Annotated in this window: 18 protein-coding genes; 4 read left to right on the forward strand and 14 right to left on the reverse strand. The window is 70.4% G+C overall.

Translation table 11 applies throughout. The features are described 5' to 3' along the window. Positions 1-98 precede the first annotated feature (98 nt). The 3 genes from ACXJJ3_RS03825 to ACXJJ3_RS03835 are packed head-to-tail and all read left to right on the forward strand — an operon-like array spanning position 99 to position 1,308. Positions 99-539 (forward strand): SRPBCC domain-containing protein, encoded by a 441-nt coding sequence (locus tag ACXJJ3_RS03825; protein ID WP_458168517.1) that lies wholly within the window; start codon positions 99-101, stop codon positions 537-539. Further along, the gene (locus ACXJJ3_RS03830; RefSeq protein ID WP_458168518.1) at positions 536-862 is read left to right on the forward strand and encodes an ArsR/SmtB family transcription factor; all 327 of its coding nucleotides are present in this window, start codon (positions 536-538) and stop codon (positions 860-862) included. Before ACXJJ3_RS03825 ends, ACXJJ3_RS03830 begins: the two co-directional genes overlap by 4 nt. A gap of 5 nt (positions 863-867) precedes the next feature. Next, positions 868-1,308, forward strand: coding sequence for an SRPBCC family protein (locus ACXJJ3_RS03835; RefSeq protein ID WP_458168519.1), 441 nt, complete (start codon positions 868-870; stop codon positions 1,306-1,308). On the opposite strand, the gene ACXJJ3_RS03840 is transcribed toward ACXJJ3_RS03835, so the two are convergent. Then, positions 1,305-2,078: an enoyl-CoA hydratase/isomerase family protein gene (locus tag ACXJJ3_RS03840; protein WP_458168521.1), complete on the reverse strand. Its 774-nt coding sequence runs from the start codon at positions 2,076-2,078 to the stop codon at positions 1,305-1,307. The genes ACXJJ3_RS03835 and ACXJJ3_RS03840 overlap by 4 nt on opposite strands. Before the next feature lie 109 nt (positions 2,079-2,187). Then, the gene (locus ACXJJ3_RS03845) at positions 2,188-3,786 is read right to left on the reverse strand and encodes an ABC-F family ATP-binding cassette domain-containing protein (protein WP_458168523.1); all 1,599 of its coding nucleotides are present in this window, start codon (positions 3,784-3,786) and stop codon (positions 2,188-2,190) included. 226 nt (positions 3,787-4,012) lie between these two features. Between ACXJJ3_RS03845 and ypfJ the strand changes: the two genes are divergently transcribed. Continuing rightward, positions 4,013-4,918, forward strand: a complete 906-nt coding sequence (ypfJ, locus tag ACXJJ3_RS03850) for a KPN_02809 family neutral zinc metallopeptidase (RefSeq protein WP_458168524.1) — start codon at positions 4,013-4,015, stop codon at positions 4,916-4,918. 103 nt (positions 4,919-5,021) lie between these two features. Here the strand turns inward: ypfJ and ACXJJ3_RS03855 are convergent, their stop codons facing one another. The 12 genes from ACXJJ3_RS03855 to ACXJJ3_RS03910 all read right to left on the reverse strand — a co-directional run bounded on the left by ACXJJ3_RS03855 (position 5,022) and on the right by ACXJJ3_RS03910 (position 16,388). Beyond that, positions 5,022-8,042, reverse strand: a complete 3,021-nt coding sequence (locus tag ACXJJ3_RS03855; protein ID WP_458168525.1) for a hypothetical protein — start codon at positions 8,040-8,042, stop codon at positions 5,022-5,024. Between the two features lie 45 nt (positions 8,043-8,087). Further along, entirely contained in the window at positions 8,088-9,020 is a 933-nt protein-coding gene (locus ACXJJ3_RS03860; protein ID WP_458168526.1) for a hypothetical protein, read from the reverse strand. Between the two features lie 108 nt (positions 9,021-9,128). Further along, entirely contained in the window at positions 9,129-9,773 is a 645-nt protein-coding gene (locus ACXJJ3_RS03865; RefSeq protein WP_458168527.1) for a hypothetical protein, read from the reverse strand. Between the two features lie 20 nt (positions 9,774-9,793). Next, positions 9,794-10,576 (reverse strand): TadE/TadG family type IV pilus assembly protein, encoded by a 783-nt coding sequence (locus ACXJJ3_RS03870; RefSeq protein ID WP_458168528.1) that lies wholly within the window; start codon positions 10,574-10,576, stop codon positions 9,794-9,796. Next, a complete protein-coding gene (locus ACXJJ3_RS03875) occupies positions 10,563-10,994 on the reverse strand; it encodes a TadE/TadG family type IV pilus assembly protein (protein ID WP_458168530.1) in 432 nt (143 codons plus the stop codon). Before ACXJJ3_RS03875 ends, ACXJJ3_RS03870 begins: the two co-directional genes overlap by 14 nt. An 11-nt stretch (positions 10,995-11,005) precedes the next feature. Next, positions 11,006-11,434, reverse strand: a complete 429-nt coding sequence (locus ACXJJ3_RS03880; RefSeq protein WP_458168531.1) for a TadE family protein — start codon at positions 11,432-11,434, stop codon at positions 11,006-11,008. 11 nt (positions 11,435-11,445) lie between these two features. Continuing rightward, entirely contained in the window at positions 11,446-11,664 is a 219-nt protein-coding gene (locus ACXJJ3_RS03885) for a hypothetical protein (RefSeq protein ID WP_458168532.1), read from the reverse strand. A 52-nt stretch (positions 11,665-11,716) separates the two neighbouring features. Further along, a complete protein-coding gene (locus tag ACXJJ3_RS03890) occupies positions 11,717-12,637 on the reverse strand; it encodes a type II secretion system F family protein (protein ID WP_458168533.1) in 921 nt (306 codons plus the stop codon). Beyond that, positions 12,634-13,539 (reverse strand): type II secretion system F family protein, encoded by a 906-nt coding sequence (locus tag ACXJJ3_RS03895; protein ID WP_458168534.1) that lies wholly within the window; start codon positions 13,537-13,539, stop codon positions 12,634-12,636. The genes ACXJJ3_RS03890 and ACXJJ3_RS03895 overlap by 4 nt, the downstream gene beginning before the upstream one ends. Positions 13,540-13,543: 4 nt before the next feature. Continuing rightward, a complete protein-coding gene (locus tag ACXJJ3_RS03900; RefSeq protein ID WP_458168535.1) occupies positions 13,544-14,854 on the reverse strand; it encodes a CpaF family protein in 1,311 nt (436 codons plus the stop codon). Next, entirely contained in the window at positions 14,851-15,651 is an 801-nt protein-coding gene (locus tag ACXJJ3_RS03905) for a hypothetical protein (RefSeq protein ID WP_458168536.1), read from the reverse strand. Before ACXJJ3_RS03905 ends, ACXJJ3_RS03900 begins: the two co-directional genes overlap by 4 nt. Beyond that, positions 15,651-16,388: a hypothetical protein gene (locus ACXJJ3_RS03910; RefSeq protein ID WP_458168537.1), complete on the reverse strand. Its 738-nt coding sequence runs from the start codon at positions 16,386-16,388 to the stop codon at positions 15,651-15,653. The genes ACXJJ3_RS03905 and ACXJJ3_RS03910 overlap by 1 nt, the downstream gene beginning before the upstream one ends. Positions 16,389-16,450 lie beyond the last annotated feature (62 nt).

Raw genomic sequence — 16,450 nt, forward strand, 5'->3', positions numbered from 1 at the left:
TCCAGGCCCGGAAACGCTTCCCGCAACCATTGGTTGCGCATTTGCCGGCAGGTGGTCTACAGTCATGAGCAACCAAAGGTTGCGAAAGGATCAGGGGCATGAGCAGGAGCATCGAGCGCGAGATTCGGATCGAAGCCGCGCCGGAGGTGGTCTACGAGGTGATCAGCTCGCCGGATCACCTGCTCGAGTGGTGGCCGGACGAGGCCGACTTCAAGGCAGTACCCGGGGGCAGCGGCACGATCGGGTTCCGGCAGGCCGACGGGACCATGACCGTCGGGCTCACCGTACTGGAGGCCGAGCCGCCGCGCCGGTTCGTGTTCCGCTGGGACTACGACGGCGACACCGCGACACCGCAGAACTCGGTGCTGGTCACCTTCGACCTGGTCCCGGAGGCCGGCGGCACGCTGCTCCGGTTCGCCGAGACCGGGTTCGACGAGGCGGCCAAGTCCGACGAGCTGTTCGCCGACCACACCAGCGGCTGGGACTACTTCCTGCCCCGGATCGCGCCGTACGTCGCCCGGCTGGTCGCGAGGCCGTGATCGACGACGAGCTCTGGTCGGCGATCGGCGACCCGACCCGGCGGCGGATGCTCGACCTGCTGCTCGCGGACGGCGGCGGTACGGCGACCGGGCTCAGCGAACGGCTGCCCGTCACCCGGCAGGCGGTGGCGAAACACCTCGGCGTCCTGGACCGGGCCGGCCTGGTGCACTCCGCGCCGTACGGCCGGGAACGCCGCTACACCGTGGACGAGGCCCGCCTCGCCCACGCCGTCAACCAGCTGTCCGACGTGACCCAGGCCTGGGACCGGCGGCTGCAGCGCATCAAGACGATCGCCGAGGCGATCGAAAGGAAGGAAAGGTAGTTCCGATGAGCGATATCCTGCACCGCGTAGGCATTGTTGCCCCCAGCAAGGATGTGTATGACGCCCTGACCACGATCGACGGGCTGGCCGGGTGGTGGACCGTGGACACCACCGGCGACGTCGACGGCGTGATCGAGTTCCGGTTCGCGAGCGCCGGCGGCGACGGGTTCGACATGTTGGTCCTGGAGACGAGCCCGGAGCTGATCCGCTGGGAGGTCGTTGGCGGCCCCGACGAATGGATCGGCACCCACGTCAGCTTCGCGCTGTCCCGGGCCGACGACTTCACGATCGTGCTGTTCAAGCACGAGGGCTGGCGGGAGCCGGTCGAGTTCATGCACCACTGCAGCACCAAGTGGGCGACGTTCCTGATGAGCCTCAAGCAGTACGTCGAGACCGGCAAGGGCGAACCGGCCCCGAACGACGTCCTCGTGAGCAACTGGCACTAGTTCCCTTGGCCGAACGCGGCGATGAGCTCCTTCAGCCGGCGCTCCTGAGCCTCCCGCTCGGCCCGGAGCTGGTCGTCGTACGAGCGGTCCGCGGCGCCGAGGAGCAACGCCTTGGTCTCGCGGATCGCCCCCGGCAGCGGGCCGAGCACCGCGTCCGACAGGTCCTTGACCGTCGCCTCCAGCTCCTCGGCCGGTACGACGATGTTCGCGAGGCCGAGCTCCTTCGCCTCCGCGGCCTCGACCCAGCGGGTGGTCGCGCAGATCTCCAGCGCCCGGGAGTACCCGACCAGCTCGACGAGCGGCTTCGTACCGCCGAGGTCCGGGACCAGGCCGAGCGACGGCTCACGCATACTGAACCGGGCGTCCGGCGTCACCACCCGCAGGTCGCAGGCGAGCGCGAGCTGGAACCCGGCGCCGACCGCGTGCCCCTGGACGGCCGCGATGCTGACGATCTCCGGCCGCCGCAGCCAGGAGAACCCGGACTGGAAGTGCGCGATCAGCTCCAGCACCTGGTCGGTCGGCTTCGCCCCGAGGTTGAGCAGCGGCTCCTCGCCGAGGTCGTTCTCGCCCATGATCAGCCGCCGGTCGAGTCCCGCCGAGAACGACGGCCCCTCCCCCGCCACGATCACCACGCGGACGTCGTCCGGCAGCGACGTACCGAAGTCCGCCAGCTCGCTCCACATCCGGGGCGTCTGGGCGTTCCGCACCTCGGGCCGATCCAGCACCACCCGGGCCACGGGCCCGTCAACACTCAGTCGCAGACCAGTCATACCGCCGGATATTACTCGGAAGTAGAGGGTGTCCGGGAGATCTGCGCCGTAGCGAGCAGGTGCCCGCCGAGTGCCGCGCAGTAGGCGCAGATCTCCCGGACACCCTCCGTCAGGCAAGCGAGACCAGGTCGGCGTACTCGTTCGTCCACAGGTCCTCGACGCCGTCGGGGAGCAGGACGACGCGTTCGGGTTCCAGGGCCTCGACGGCGCCCTCGTCGTGGGTGACCAGGACGATCGCGCCGGCGTACGAGCGGATCGCGTTCAGCACCTCGGCGCGGGAGGCCGGGTCCAGGTTGTTGGTCGGCTCGTCGAGGAGCAGCACGTTCGCGGCCGAGACAACCAGGGTCGCGAGCGCCAGCCGGGTCTTCTCGCCGCCGGACAGCACACGCGCGGGCTTGTCGGCGTCGTCGCCGGTGAACAGGAACGAGCCGAGCACGCTGCGCGCCTGCGTCTCGTTCAGGTCCGGGGCGGCGGACTTCATGTTCTCCAGCACGGTCCGGTTCACGTCGAGCGTCTCGTGCTCCTGGGCGTAGTACCCCAGCTTGAGGCCGTGGCCGTCGATGATCTCGCCGGTGTCGGCCTTCTCGATCCCGCCGAGGATCCGCAGCAGCGTGGTCTTGCCGGCACCGTTCAGCCCGAGCACGACGACCCGCGAGCCCTTGTCGATCGCCAGGTCGACGTCGGTGAAGATCTCCAGCGAGCCGTACGACTTCGACAGCTCGCGCGCCATCAGCGGCGTCTTGCCGCACGGCGCCGGCGTCGGGAACGCGATCTTCGCGACCCGGTCGGCCTGACGCTCCTCCTCCAGCGAGGACATCAGCCGCTCGGCGCGGCGCAGCATCTGCTGGGCGGCCGCCGCCTTGGTCGCCTTGGCGCGCATCTTGTTCGCCTGGTCGACCAGCTGGGTGGCCTTCTTCTCGGCGTTCGCGCGCTCGCGCTTGCGGCGCCGCTCGTCGGTCTCGCGCTGGTTCAAGTACGCCTTCCAGCCGACGTTGTAGACGTCGATCTCGGCGCGGTTCGCGTCCAGGTGGAAGACCCGGGTGACGGTCTCCTCGAGCAGGTTCACGTCGTGGCTGATCATGATCACGCCGCCGGCGTACGACTTCAGGAAGTCCCGCAGCCAGATGATCGAGTCCGCGTCCAGGTGGTTGGTCGGCTCGTCCAGCAGCAGCGTCTCGGCCTGCGCGAACAGGATCCGGGCCAGCTCGACCCGGCGCCGCTGACCGCCGGACAGCGTCGACAGCGGCTGGCCGAGGACACGGTCCGGCAGGCCGAGGTTCGCCGCGATCCGGGCCGCCTCGGACTCGGCCGCGTACCCGCCGGCCGCGTGCAGGTCGGCCTCGGCGCGCTCGTACCGCCGCATCCCCTTGGCGCGGGTCTTCTCGTCCGCGCTCGCCATCTGCTTCTCGGCGCCGCGCATCCGCCGCACGACCTCGTCCAGCCCGCGGGCGGACAGGATCCGGTCCCGCGCCAGTACGTCGAGGTCGCCGGTGCGCGGGTCCTGCGGCAGGTAGCCGATCTCGCCCGACGAGGTCACCGACCCGGCGGCCGGCAGCCCTTCGCCGGCCAGGATCTTGGTCAACGTGGTCTTGCCGGCCCCGTTACGGCCGACCAGCCCGACCTTGTCCCCCGGGCCGACCCGGAACGACGCGGGCGCCAGCAGCTGCCGGGCACCGACGCGGACCTCGAGATTGGAAACAGTGATCATCGGGGTACGCAGAGGTCCTTACGCTGGGTCGGGCAGGGGTGAGCTGCTGTGGGTCTGTCGCCCGATCCCACGCCGTAGCGAGCAGGTGCTCGGCGGAGCGCCTCGGCTCGCCGGCGTGGAGGGTTCGATGTGGTTTCATCGTGCCCTTCGCGCCGGTGCGGCGAGGCGCCCGCCGAGTGCCGCGCAGTAGGCGTGGGATCGGGCGACAGGCCCTAGTGTATGTGGCGTGAAATTCAATCCGGATGCGGATCTCGACACCAGCGGTGTCGAGGACACCCGCGGTAGTGGCGGCGGGGGTGGTCGCGGCGGCCTGCCCGGCGGGGTGATCCCGGTCGGCGGCGGCATCGGCGGCCTCATCCTGCTCGTCGTGATCCTGCTGCTGAACGGCGGTCTGCCAGGCGGAGGTGGCAGCGACCAGCCGGTCACGCAGAACACGGCGGCAGGCAATCTCGGCTCCTGCAAGAAGGGCACCGACCTACAGTCGAACTCAGACTGCCGGTTCGTCTTCTACCAGAACTCGATCCAGAACTTCTGGGCGAGCGAGCTCCCCCGGCGCGGCAAGAAGTACTCGCCGGCCGCGATGCGCGTCTTCGACGGCTCGGTGAACACCGGCTGCGGCCCGGCGACCAGCGCCGTCGGCCCGTTTTACTGCCCGCCCGACCACCGCGTCTACCTCGACCTCGGGTTCTTCCAGACCCTGAAGACCGACCTCGGCGCGAAGGGCGGCGAGTTCGCCGAGGCGTACGTCATCGCCCACGAGTACGGCCACCACATCCAGAACCTGTACGGCATCCTGGACCGGATCAAGACCCGGAACGGCCCCACCTCGGACTCGGTCCGCTCCGAGCTCCAGGCCGACTGCCTGGCCGGCGTGTGGACCAACCACGCCACCACGGTCCCCGGCGCGAACGGGAAGCCGCTGATCACCGGCCTCACCCAGGACGACATCGAACGCGGCCTGGACGCCGCCGCCTCGGTCGGCGACGACCGCATCCAGCAGAAGACCCAGGGCCAGGTCACCCCCGAGTCCTTCAGCCACGGCACCGCGGCCCAGCGCATGAAGTGGTTCAAAACCGGCCTGACCTCCGGCGACATGAACGCCTGCGACACCTGGTCGGCCCGTTCGCTGTAGGGGCGTTGCCCCCTGAGCTACAGGGTTGCCCCCTCGGATTTTGAATGGGCAACCCTCCAGTTCAGGGGACATCCCCTGAACTGGAGGGTTGTGCGGGTAGGGGCTAGGCGACCTGGGCGGGGCGGTGGTAGCCCGGGAGGAGTTCGTCGACGAGGGCGTCGGTTTCGGCTTCGGGGCCGCGGGGGGCGCCGTGTTTGGTGAGGGCGGCGTACATCTGGCCGGCGACGTTGGTGACGTCGGCGGTGGTGCCGAAGTGGGACGCCAGCCGGAGGGTGGCTCGCCACAGTTCCTCGGAGGCCGGGGAGAAGCTCAGGCCGGTCTGCAGGGCGGTGCGGGCCAGGTTGCCGTCGTTGTGGCTGAGGGACGCCTCGGCGAGCCGCAGGGCGGCGTCGACGACGGCCTCGACCATCCGGCGCTCGATGCCGGACGCGGCGAGCCAGGAGTAGCGGCCGCCGGGCAGGTTCGACCAGGCGGGGCCGTGCACCAGGCTGAGCGCCGTCGAAAGCGCGCCGCGCGGGTCGTCGACCATCGACGCCTGCTTGGCGAGCGTCCGGAACACGTCCCAGTCGACCCGGACCACACTGCGGTTCAGCATCCAGCGGCCGGACTCGTCGGCGTACATCGCGTCCACGCCGACCCAGCGGCGGGTGTGCTCGAGCGCCGAGTCGCGCAGCTCCTGGCTGATGCCGCGCGGCCAGATCGCCCCGGCCAGCACGTTCGGGTGTACGCCGTAGTCCTGGCTGGCCAGGAACGCGACGATCTCGGTCGCGAGCGCCACCCGGCCCTCGTCGATGACACCGCGGGCATCCACCTCGACCGGGCCGAGCAGGTCGACCTCGACCGGAGCCGGCTGGCTCAGGTCGGTGGCGGTGAACTCGTACGCCGGCATGTCCTGCTCCGAGCGGCGCTTGTCCCGCGCATCCGCCTCGGCCGCGTCGAACAGCTGGACGAGGTCCGCGAACTGCTCCGGGTTGATGCTGTGCGCCTCGACCTCGAGGCCCAGCAACCGGCAGACCGCCTGGTTCTTCTCGTCCACGACGAACCGCCACGGCGCGTTCAGTACGTCGCCGACGACGACCACCGAGATGCTCCGCTTGGTGTCCGCGGCGAGCCGGTTCAGCTGCTCCTGCTCCTCCGGCGACGGCGGCGCCGACACGAAGATGATCTCCGCGCCCCACAGCGCCGCGTCCGGGTGCGACATCCGGGCCTCGGCGACCGAGCCGGCGTCGCGCCGCTGGCAGGCCTGGACCTGCGCGTCGGTCCGCCGGACCACCTCGCCCATCGCGTCGTCCAACCGCACCCAGTAGCTCAGCCGGCTCGGCGACAGCGACGACAGGTCGTCACCGAACCCGACCATGCTGATGTGCGCGCCCTCCGACCACAGATTGGTGGCCAGCTCGACGGCCAGCGAACCGACCACGTCGCGGGAGGCGTTCGTGACACCGCCGAACGCGACGATCCCGTTCGCGGTGTCGAGGTCGATCAGGACCGTCGCGCCGTCGGCGTTCTGGCCGACCGTGACCAGCGTCGGGTACGGCGCCGGCGCGTTCACCTCGCCGCTCGGGCCGTACCCGCGGCGCAACGTCCAGCGGGTGCCCTCGGCGATCGCCTGCCACGGGCCGGGCGGGGCGGGCTGCGCCTCGTACGGGTCCAGGACCAGGGTCAGCGCCCGGTCGGTGACCAGCGCGGCGACCACGTTCGGCATCGGGCGCCCGAGCTGGGTCATGTCCGCGCCGAGCTTGCGCAGCGAGTTGTCCACGAACTGCGCGGTCGGTACGTCGGCCGCCAGCCGCAGGTCGATCTCGGTCTGCCGCTGACCGGCCGCCTTCGGGCCCGGGCCCTGCGCCCAGCCGCGGCGGCGCTTCAGCGCGAGCGCCAGGCCGGCCGCGAGCAGCGTCGCGCCGAAGCCGAAGATGCCGGCTTCCTGCAGGCTGATACCGCTGCTGTGCGCCGCGACCGGTGTCGCGACCGGAACCTGCGTACCGCCACCGGCCGGTTCGCCCTGGGTGTTGCTGCCGGTCCCCGGGATGTGCGGCTCGGCCGTCACGTTCGGGCCGCCCGGCTTCACGTTCTTCGCGCCCGGGTCGGTCGTCGAGCTGACGATCCCCAGCGACGACCCCTTCTCCATGCCCTGCTCGGCGTAGCGGCCCGGACGGTTCGTACCGGCCTCGGTCCGGTGCTCGACCGCGGGCTTCGGCTTTGCCGTCGTCTTCGTCTCGGTGGTCTTCGTCCGGGTCTCGGTCGTGGTCGGCCGGGACTCGTTGGTCGTCGTATGGTCGCCGATGCTCACCCGGACCGTGTGCACGCCCGGGCCTTTCGCGTCCGCGGGCAGCCGCACCTGCCAGCCCGGCATGATCAGGTCCGGGTTCGTCAGCCGCCGGCCGTCGGGCTGCAGCTTGTTCTTGTTGAGGTCGTAGATCTCCTTGTAGCGGCGGCCGTCGCCGAGGTGCCGCTCCGCGATGTCCCACAGGCAGTCGTAGTTCCGGCCGTGCGGCGGACGCACCTCGGTGTACTTGATGACCTGACCCTGGTGGTCGTGGTTCGTCCGTACGCCGGTCGTGGTCTTCTTCGCCTGCTGGTTGCTGCCGCTGAGGATCTTGCTGGACGCCTCGGTCTGCCGGAACTGCGACGCCGTCGACTCCTGCGCACTGTGCCGCGAAGTGACCGCCGTCGGGGCGACCGGGCCGCTCGTCGTGACCGCACTCGCCACCGGCAGACTGACGCCCGCGCCGGCCGCGATCAGTACGACGGTGCCGATCAGCCGCCGCGCCAGCGCCTGCGAGCCGCCGCCGAGCGGGACCCGTGGCGACAGGCCGTGGCCGCGGATCTCCGCGACCGCCTCGGCGATCAGGCAGACCACGAAGTGCAGCCAGGCGATCCAGATGAAGAACGCGATGATGCCCAGCACGGTCCGGATGCTCAGCTCGCTGAACAGCATGCTCTTCGAGGGCATGCTGTCCGGCCACGGCGTACCGAAGAACCGCAGCAGCACGTACGGCACCCCGCCGACGATCGCGAGGATCGCGAGCAGCGCGAGGAAGCCCTTCAGCCGGTCCGCGCCCGGACTCGTCGACCGCCGCTGCGGCAACCGCGCCGCGCGCACCGGATCATTCGTCCTTACCATCGCTCCTCCATACCCCCACCGTCAGCCACCACGTCAGCCACCACGTCAGCCACCAATGGCCTCGACTTCCTGCACCGGCAACCGCTGCACCGCATCCACGTTCGCCTGACCGATCGGCTTCCAGCCACCGACGTCCTTGCCGATCCAGTACGACACTTCCCAGGTGATCGTCAGCTTCACCGTGTACATCCCGCCCGGCTGACTCGCGCTGGACTTCGTGTACTTGTGGAAGCACGGGTTGATCTGGTGGAACGGGTCCTTCGTCTGGTCGTACCCGGTCGGGTCGGCCAGTGGCGTCGTCCCGGCCATGCACTTGAACGTCCCGGTGCCGTCACCCGGATCGATCGTCAGCTGGATCACCATGCCGCGCATGGTCAGGTTGTGCCCCGGGCTGAAGTAGCTACTCGTCGTACCGTCGATCTCGTAGACCTCGGAGCTCTCCGGGGTCAGCGTGAAGTACGCCGGCACGTTCACCCGGGGCGTGTACGTCGGCATGATCTGCAGCGCCGGCTCCGGGTAGTTGCTCTGGAACTCGTACCAGAACTGCTTCATGTAGTCCGGGAACGGGCACTGGGCTTCCTCGGCCGCGTCGACCGGCATGTACGCGCGCTCCAGGTGCGCGTTGTCGCCGCCGTTGTACGTGTTCAGGTTGTAGTCCGTGATCGTCACCCGGAGCACCCACTTCTTGCCCTCCGGGGCCTTCGGCAGGTGCACACCGTCCGGGATGTCGAAGTTCCGGCACGGCACGAACGGCCGGCCCGCAAGCCGGTCCTTCCAGGTCGGCGGCGGCGTACCGTCGCCGAGGTACGGCTGTCCCGAGCTGCAGTAGGAGCCGAAGCCGACCGAGTTCACGTACATGCTGCAGACCGAGTTGCCGGTGACGATGGTTTCGGCGGAGGCTGTCGTGGCGGGGACTGCCACCAGTAGTGCGAGAACGGCGCTCAAGGCGAGCAGCGCGCGGCTTACCCGGTTGTGCATCCTCACTCCCCAGACTCGTCTTCCGGCAGATTATCTTCGACCAGGGGCATCATGCCCGTTGCCCGGTGCCCCGTCACCTCTTCGCAACCTGAAATCCGACATTCTGGTCTATGCCGGATAACGGACGTCGGCGCAGTTCACGCCCTTGCTCGTGACCAGGCGGTACGGCAACCAGCCCATCCCGGTCTTCACCATCTCGATCACCTCGGGCGATCCGTGCGGTGCCGCGACGGTCCAGTTCCGTGCCTTCGGGTCCCAGTACTGCGTCTTCTGCGAGCGGCACGTCTGCACCGCCACGGTGCCCTGCGGCGTACTGCGGACGCCGACGACCACGACGCTGCCCGGCGGCTTCATCACCCAGCCGTTGCGCTTGGCGTCGGCGATGCCCTGCGCGACGTCGGCGTAGAAGAACGACGGGAAGCGCTGCTTCAGGATCGTGTCGTCGCGGTCGACGAGCGCCTTGAAGTACAGCGGGTAACTGCTCACGAGGCCTACGACGGCGGGATTCGACGCGAAGTTCCCGGCCTGGACGATCACCTGCTTGGCGGCCGGTGCGGTCGGCTGCGCGCTGGTCGCGGGCGCGGTCGGCGTATCGCTGGTCTGGCTCGGTTGCGCGGACGGCGTACTCGAGGTCGTCGGACCGGAGTCGCCGCCGGCCGGGACCGGGAGGCCGCCGTCGTTCGAGTCCTTGCCGCAGGCACTCAGCAGCAGGACGCCGCAGAGCACCGCGGCCGGGATGGCAAACGTACGCACGAAGAATGATCCTCCGGTATCTAGCGCCCAGTCGGCGGCGGGGTTTTCTTGGGACGGCCGCCGCCGCCCGGCACCGATTTGGTCGTGGTCGGCGTCGTGCTCGGCGTGTCGGACGGGCCCGGCGTCGGCGTGGGCGTCACGTTCGGCTTGCAGGTGCGCGGGAACGGGAACGGCGTCAGGGTCCAGACCGGCGTCGGCGAGCCGACGGTCCAGGTCGGGCACGGTAGGTCGATGGTCGGTGGGACCGCGGTGGTGATCGGGATGTTGCCCGGGCCGTCGGGGGTCGAGTTCACCACGATCGGCGGGATCGTCGGGCTGTCGTCGGCCTTGTCGACGCCCTGCTCGGCGTGCGCCTGGCCGACACCGGAGGCCTTCAGCGACTGCTTGCCGATCAGCCCGAGGAAGGTGGTCTTGTTCAGGATGTCGACCTGGATGTCGACCTCTTTGTCGGTCAGTGTGGTCGGGCCGCACGACGTCACGGTCGGGTCGTTGCTCTGCACCTGGCCGCAGAACCCGGCGATCGCGGTGGCCGCCTTCGTGGTGTCGATCTTCGCCTCGGCCGAGTTCAGCTGGATCGCGGCCGCGCCGACCCGGGCGGCCTCCTGCGCGTACCCGACCGCGCGGGACCGGGCGCCGAGCTGCCGGCCGCCGTCGATCACCAGGCCGGCCAGCGTGAAGATCATCACCGCGAGGATCGCCACCGCGGGGCTCAGCGCGCCGCGGTGCAGCCGCCGGTGCGGGCGCGGCGCGTCGATCCGCAGGAACTCCACGAACCGGGAGCGCGACTGGTCAGGAGCCGGCACCGCGCACCCCCCGGTACGGGTCGAGCGACGACGTGAAGCGCTTGGTGATCTTGGTGTCGCCGCCCAGGCCGAGCAGGCCCAGGTCGCGGTAGTTGATCGTGCACGTGACCTCGACGGACAACGGCGACCCGGCAACGAACCCGGTGGTGATCGAGCCGCTCGCGGACTCCTTGCAGGACTTCACGGCCTGGCTCATCGTCGAGTTCACGGCCTCGTCGACACGCCCCTGCGCCTCCTGCACCGACCGCGACTGACTGGCCCCGCGGGCGCCGTCGCGGGCAGCGCTCTCCAGTAACGACGACGTCTGGAAGTACCGGCCGCAGGCGAGCAGGAACATGAACAGCGCCAGCAGCACGGGCGCCAGGATCACCATCTCCAGCGCCATCGTGCCGCGCTCCCGGCGCCGCCGAAGAAGCATCGTCCGGATCCTCACTTGTCGGCTTGGAACTGCTCGATCGGGCCGGTGGCGGTCCGGCTCACCTTCAGCTTCAGGCCGGGCACCAGCGAGACGGTGTCACCGGTGACGGTGAACGAGACCATGCCTTCCGGGCTGTTGTACGACGGGAACGGTACGGCGGTGTTCTGCAGCGTGGTCCCGCCGAGCTGCTGGGCGTACGACTGGATGTCCGACCGCACCTTCTCCCCCACCGCGTCGGTGTAGAGGGTCGGCTGCACCAGCCGGAGCCGGGACACGCCTTCCTGTGCCGCGTTCAGCGCGACGGACCGTCCGTACAGCCAGAGGGCGGTCTGGATCGAGACGAAGATCAGCGCCAGGATGGCCGGGGCGAGGATGGCCAGCTCGAGTGTGCTGACCCCCCGCTCGGACCGTCTCCGCCGCCTGCCGCGCCCCAGCCGCATCGGTGTAGCCGTCAGCCCTGGTCGATCTCGGACGTGCGCTTGCTGATCACGCGCTTCACCACCACGCCGATCGCCAGCGCGGCCGCGACCAGGATCGCCGAGATGATCGCCCACTCCAGTGCGGAGGCGCCCAGCTCGGACTGGCCCTCGCGTTGGCGGGCGCGCTGTGCCTGCGCCCGCGCCACCGCGTAGCCGGCCATCGCCCGCCAGAACATCAACTCCGAGGTCATCCGCATGCCTTCCGATTCGTGTGAGGCCGAAGCAGGCCCCAGTATGTCAACTTCAACTGCTCAGGATCGCCACGCCGGCCGGGAAGGCCAGGAACAGGAAGAAGGCCGCGATCATCACCAGCTGCGCGACCAGCATGGACTGCGAGCGTTCGCCGGCCTTGCCCTCGACGTCGGCGAGCTCCTTGCGGCGCAGCGACGCCGCCCGGGCGAGCAGCGAGGAACGGATCTTCGCGCCCTCGTCGCCGGCCAGCGCGAGCGCCGAGGCCAGGTCCCGGAGTTCCTCGACGCCGAGGTCCTCGCCGAGCCGGGCCATCGCGTCCCACGGCGTGATGCCGATCAGCCGCGCGTTCGCGAGCGCCTGCCGGATCCGGGCCATCGCCCAGTGCTCGCCGATCGTGGACGCGGTCATCAGCGCCTCCGGCAACCCGCGACCACCGGCCAGGTTCATCGCGACCAGGTCCAGGAAGCTGCCGACCACGTGCCGGAAGTCCCGGCGCCGCTTCTCCGCCTCCTGGCGCAGCGCCAGGTCGGGCAGGAAGAACGCCACCGCCATGAACGCCAGCGTGACGATCGCCGGCGTCGCGCCGGGTGCGGTGAGGCCGATCGCGGAGAACAGGAACAGCACGATCGGGATGAAGATCATCGCGCCGAGCGCGAAGAACACCTTGGTGGCGAGCATCGCGGCGAACGGCTGGTTCATCACCGCGAGGTCCCGGCGGAGCTTGCCGAACGCCCAGCCGCGGGCGTTCGCCTCCAGTTCGAGCCGGCGCCCGAGCGACTCCCGGGCCCGGTCCACGCCGCCCAGGACGCGCTCCCCCGCCGCGCTCGCCGTCGCACCGCCGGAGTAGCCGCCACGCCCGGCGTCGATCCGGGCGATCGTGGACAGCACGTTCGCCCGCGGCTTGATGAACATCCGGACCAGCACGTACACGCCGAGCCCGGCGATCGCGCCGGTGATGAAGGCCCACGTCATCCGTTCACCACCTCCATCCGCTCGTCGCCCGGCCGGTTGATCCCGTGGTCCTTGGCGACGCCGATCAGGAACCGCTCCGGTACCTCGATCTTCGCCAGCCGCCGCAGCCAGAGCAGGCCGAGCGCGTACAGGCCGATCACCACGGCCAGCACGACCTGCCCGATGAAGCTCGTGTACGGCGCCATGTACGTCGGGTTGAACAGCACCAGGCCGGCCGCCATGATCAGCGTGATCGCGACCACCACCTGCACACTGCGCCGGGTGGACCGGCGTTCCGCGGCGACCTTCCGGCGTACGTCGAGCTCCTCGCGGGCCGAGTCCGCCAGCGCGCTCAGCACCTCGCGCAGACCGGGTCCGCGGAGCCGGGCGTTCAGCACCAGGGCCGCGACGATCAGGTCCGCGGACGGGTCGTCGAGGTCGTCGGCGAACCGCATCAGGGCCGACGGCAACGGTTCGCGGATCCGCAGCCGGTCGACCAGCAGGTTCAGGCCCGGCTTGATCGCGGGCGCGGCGTTCACCGCGGTCGCCGGGATCGCCTGTTCCAGGCCGACCGCGCCGGCGATCGTGTCCCGGAGCGCCTCGGTCCAGGTGGCCAGCGCCTCCAGCCGGTCGATCGCGCGCCGTTCCTCGCCGCTGCCGCCGAAGAACCGGTCCGCCATGCCCGCAAGCAGGCCGAGCGCGACCGCGAGCACCAGCCAGCGGGTCACCACCAGCACCAGCAGGCCGACCGCGATACCGGCGCCGAGCCGGATCAGGTTCTTGCGGTTCTCGGCGCTCCGGTTCCGGAACAGCGAGGGGGTCGCGTCCTTCGGCTCGGTCCCGCGGATCGCGACGATCAGCAGCAGGACGGCGCCACCGACCACCGCGCCGCACAGCAGCGCCAGCAAGGTCTCGTTGCTCACGGCATCACGCCCAGGTTCCGTGCACGAGCGGCTGGTACCCGAAGTGCTCGAGCTCATCCATGCACGCGATCGGCGCGTGCGCCGCGGCGCGGCCGTCGGGTCCCGGTGCGAACACCTCGCCGGACAGCACCCGCCCGTCCCAGCCGGTCACCTCGCGGATGCTCTCGACGTACCGGCTGACGCCGCCGCCGCGCTGGTAGTCGTTGTGCCGCCGGACGAACAGCACGAAGTCCAGCGCGCCGGAGATCAGCATCTGGGTGGCGTCCATCGGCAGCCGCTCGCTCGCCTGGATGGCGTACGTGCTGATCCGGTTGAACACCTCCATCGAGCTGTTCGAGTGGATCGTCGACAGCGAGCCGTCGTTGCCCTGGCTCATCGCGTTCAGCATCGTGACGATCTCGTCGCCGAGCACCTCACCGACGATCACCCGGCTGGGGTTCATCCGCAGCGATCGACGGACCAGGTCGGCCATCGTCACCTCGCCGACGCCTTCGGAGTTCGGAAGCCGTTCCTCGAACGCGACCACGTTCGGGTGCAGGTCCTTGAACTCGCCGAGCCCGAGCTCCAGCGACCGCTCGACGGTGATCAGCCGCTCGTGCGGCTGGATCTCGTTGGCCAGCGCCCGCAGCAGCGTGGTCTTCCCGGAGTTCGTCGCGCCCGCGATCATGATGTTCTTGCGGGCCGCGACCGCCGCCCGCAGGAACGAGCCGACGTCGTCGGTCATGGTGCCGTTGGCAACGAGGTCCTTGAGGAACACCCGGCCGAGCCGGGCCCGGCGGATCGACACCGCGGGCCGCGAGGTCACGCCCATCACGGCCGAGAGCCGGGAGCCGTCCGGCAGCCGGAGATCCAGCTGCGGGTTCGCGGAGTCGAACGGGCGGCTGGTCAGCCCCGCGTGCGAGGCCAGCACCTGGATCAGCTCGATCAGCTCGTCGTCGCTCTCGGCCACCGGGCCGGGCGTCTCCTCGCGGCCGTCGCCGTACTGCACGAAGACCTGGTCGCAGCCGTTGATGTCGATGTTCTCGACCTCGGGGTCGTCGATCAGCGGCTGCAGCCGGCCGACCCCGAACAGCGCGGAGTGGATCGCGCCGGCGATCTGCGCGTCGTCGTCCGGCGTCGGCGGCGTCCGGCCCTCGGCCAGCTCGTACCGCGCGTGGTCCTCGAGCACCTGCACGATCAGCGACCGGGCGTACTCCCGCTCGTCCTCCGCGCTCATCGGAGGTACGCCGTTCACCTGGTCGCGACGGCGCTGCTCGTTCAGCCGCTCGGCGACCTGCACCCGCAACCGGCGAACCAGCTCCTGGTCTGCGCTCATCGATAGTCACCTGGCGGGAACGCCGCGTTCGCCATGTCGAAGTCCTGCGGCGGTGGGGACGCGACCAGCGACGCCATCTCCGCGGTGATCACGCTCGCGGACCGGATCAGCTGGGTCTTGTCGAGCCGGCCGTGGCCGCGGCCGTCGAAGAACGCCGCCCCGGCCGGGTCGTAGGCCAGGTGCCAGCGGTGCCGCACCGGCAACGACATCGCGTCCAGGACGGACCAGACCTGCTTCACGCCGTCGCGCTGCTTCGGGTCGGCGACCACGACGACGCCGAGCTGCGCGTCCACGTGGTGCACCAGCGTCGACAGCCGCTCACGCAGATGCGCCACGGACGACCCGGTCGCCGTACACACCATCACCACGAGCCGCGCGGACTGGATCACCGGGAGCTGCGGCGACGACGCGCCGATCCGGCCGCAGTCCGCGAGTACGTCGCTCTGGTGCATCTGGTTGAACGAGATGCCGAGCGGATGCCACAGCCCGCCCATCCCACCGACCTGCTCCGGCGACCGCACACCGATCAGTACGTCGAGACCCCCGTCCAGCTGCTGGCTGTGCGCGAGGATGACCTCGTCGCCCAGGCCCTTCCGGCTCGCGGCGGCCAGGCTGACCAGGCCGCGGTCGGAGTCCAGCGGAGCGCCGGCCGGGCCGGTCATCCGGATCGCCACGTCGCTGCCCGCCGGGTCGCACTCGGCCAGCAGCACCTGCCGCGGCCAGAGCGCACCGAAGACCAGGCTGGCCGTGGTCACGCCCGGGGAGCCCTTCGCGCTCGCCAGCGCCACCAGGGCCATCAGTTCGACCCGCCGCTCGCCACGTCGGTCTTGGTCCCCGGCGCCATCTTCGCCACCGACAGCGTCTTCGCGGCGGCAGCGGCCGCGACCAGGTTCACCTTGGACTGCGGCACCAGGAGGGTCACGTTCAGCGAGCTGTTCGCGCTCGTCTTGCTGTCGGTGATCGCGCCCGCGGTCGACGTCACCGTCGCGGCACCGACCAGCGTCGTCGAGTTCCCGCCGCCGTCGTTGCCGCCGGGCACCCGGACGACCTGCACGATGTCGCCGACGTTCAGTCCGTCGGACGGGGCGTGCCCTGCGTCCAGGCTGACACCGACCAGGGCGCCGTTCTGCGGGATCGGCTGCTGGCCGTCCTTGGTGAAGTTGTCCGGCGTGACGAACTGGTCCTTGTACAGCCAGCTGGTCGTGTACCGGCCGACGTACTTGCCCGCCTGCGACCACGGGACCAGGCCGCCGGTGGCACCGGCGAGGTCGCCGCGGGAGAAGTCCTTGGCCTCGATCTTGTGGCCGGGCGGCAGCGCGTCCGCGGAGATCGCGACGAAGTCGGACCGGTTGCCGCTGTTCAGCGCGATCAGCGCTGACCCGGCGGCACCGAGCAGGATCAGGATGACCGCGAGCGCGGCCAGCGCGGGACGTCGTTCCCGGCCGCTCGGGAGGCGGGTCGAGCCGCCACCCGCCGGTCGGCCCGCAGCCCGGGACCCTTGGGAAGAGGTACGCGTGGAGGACGAGAGACTCACCCGCCTACCGTAATGGCAGCGAGGTACCAATCGCGCCAGCCGCCCGGTGCTGTTCCACGCCT

The organism is Kribbella sp. WER1 (genome assembly GCF_054189145.1).

Bases quoted from the DNA above. Each gene is read 5' to 3' on its own strand.
- ACXJJ3_RS03885 (WP_458168532.1), bottom strand. From the start codon at position 11,664: ATGACCTCGGAGTTGATGTTCTGGCGGGCGATGGCCGGCTACGCGGTG.
- ACXJJ3_RS03835 (WP_458168519.1), top strand. From the start codon at position 868: ATGAGCGATATCCTGCACCGCGTAGGCATTGTTGCCCCCAGCAAGGAT.
- ACXJJ3_RS03855 (WP_458168525.1), bottom strand. From the start codon at position 8,042: ATGGTAAGGACGAATGATCCGGTGCGCGCGGCGCGGTTGCCGCAGCGG.
- ACXJJ3_RS03875 (WP_458168530.1), bottom strand. From the start codon at position 10,994: ATGCTTCTTCGGCGGCGCCGGGAGCGCGGCACGATGGCGCTGGAGATG.
- ACXJJ3_RS03905 (WP_458168536.1), bottom strand. From the start codon at position 15,651: ATGGCCCTGGTGGCGCTGGCGAGCGCGAAGGGCTCCCCGGGCGTGACC.
- ACXJJ3_RS03880 (WP_458168531.1), bottom strand. From the start codon at position 11,434: ATGCGGCTGGGGCGCGGCAGGCGGCGGAGACGGTCCGAGCGGGGGGTC.
- ACXJJ3_RS03845 (WP_458168523.1), bottom strand. From the start codon at position 3,786: ATGATCACTGTTTCCAATCTCGAGGTCCGCGTCGGTGCCCGGCAGCTG.
- ACXJJ3_RS03900 (WP_458168535.1), bottom strand. From the start codon at position 14,854: ATGAGCGCAGACCAGGAGCTGGTTCGCCGGTTGCGGGTGCAGGTCGCC.
- ACXJJ3_RS03890 (WP_458168533.1), bottom strand. From the start codon at position 12,637: ATGACGTGGGCCTTCATCACCGGCGCGATCGCCGGGCTCGGCGTGTAC.
- ACXJJ3_RS03860 (WP_458168526.1), bottom strand. From the start codon at position 9,020: ATGCACAACCGGGTAAGCCGCGCGCTGCTCGCCTTGAGCGCCGTTCTC.
- ACXJJ3_RS03840 (WP_458168521.1), bottom strand. From the start codon at position 2,078: ATGACTGGTCTGCGACTGAGTGTTGACGGGCCCGTGGCCCGGGTGGTG.
- ACXJJ3_RS03825 (WP_458168517.1), top strand. From the start codon at position 99: ATGAGCAGGAGCATCGAGCGCGAGATTCGGATCGAAGCCGCGCCGGAG.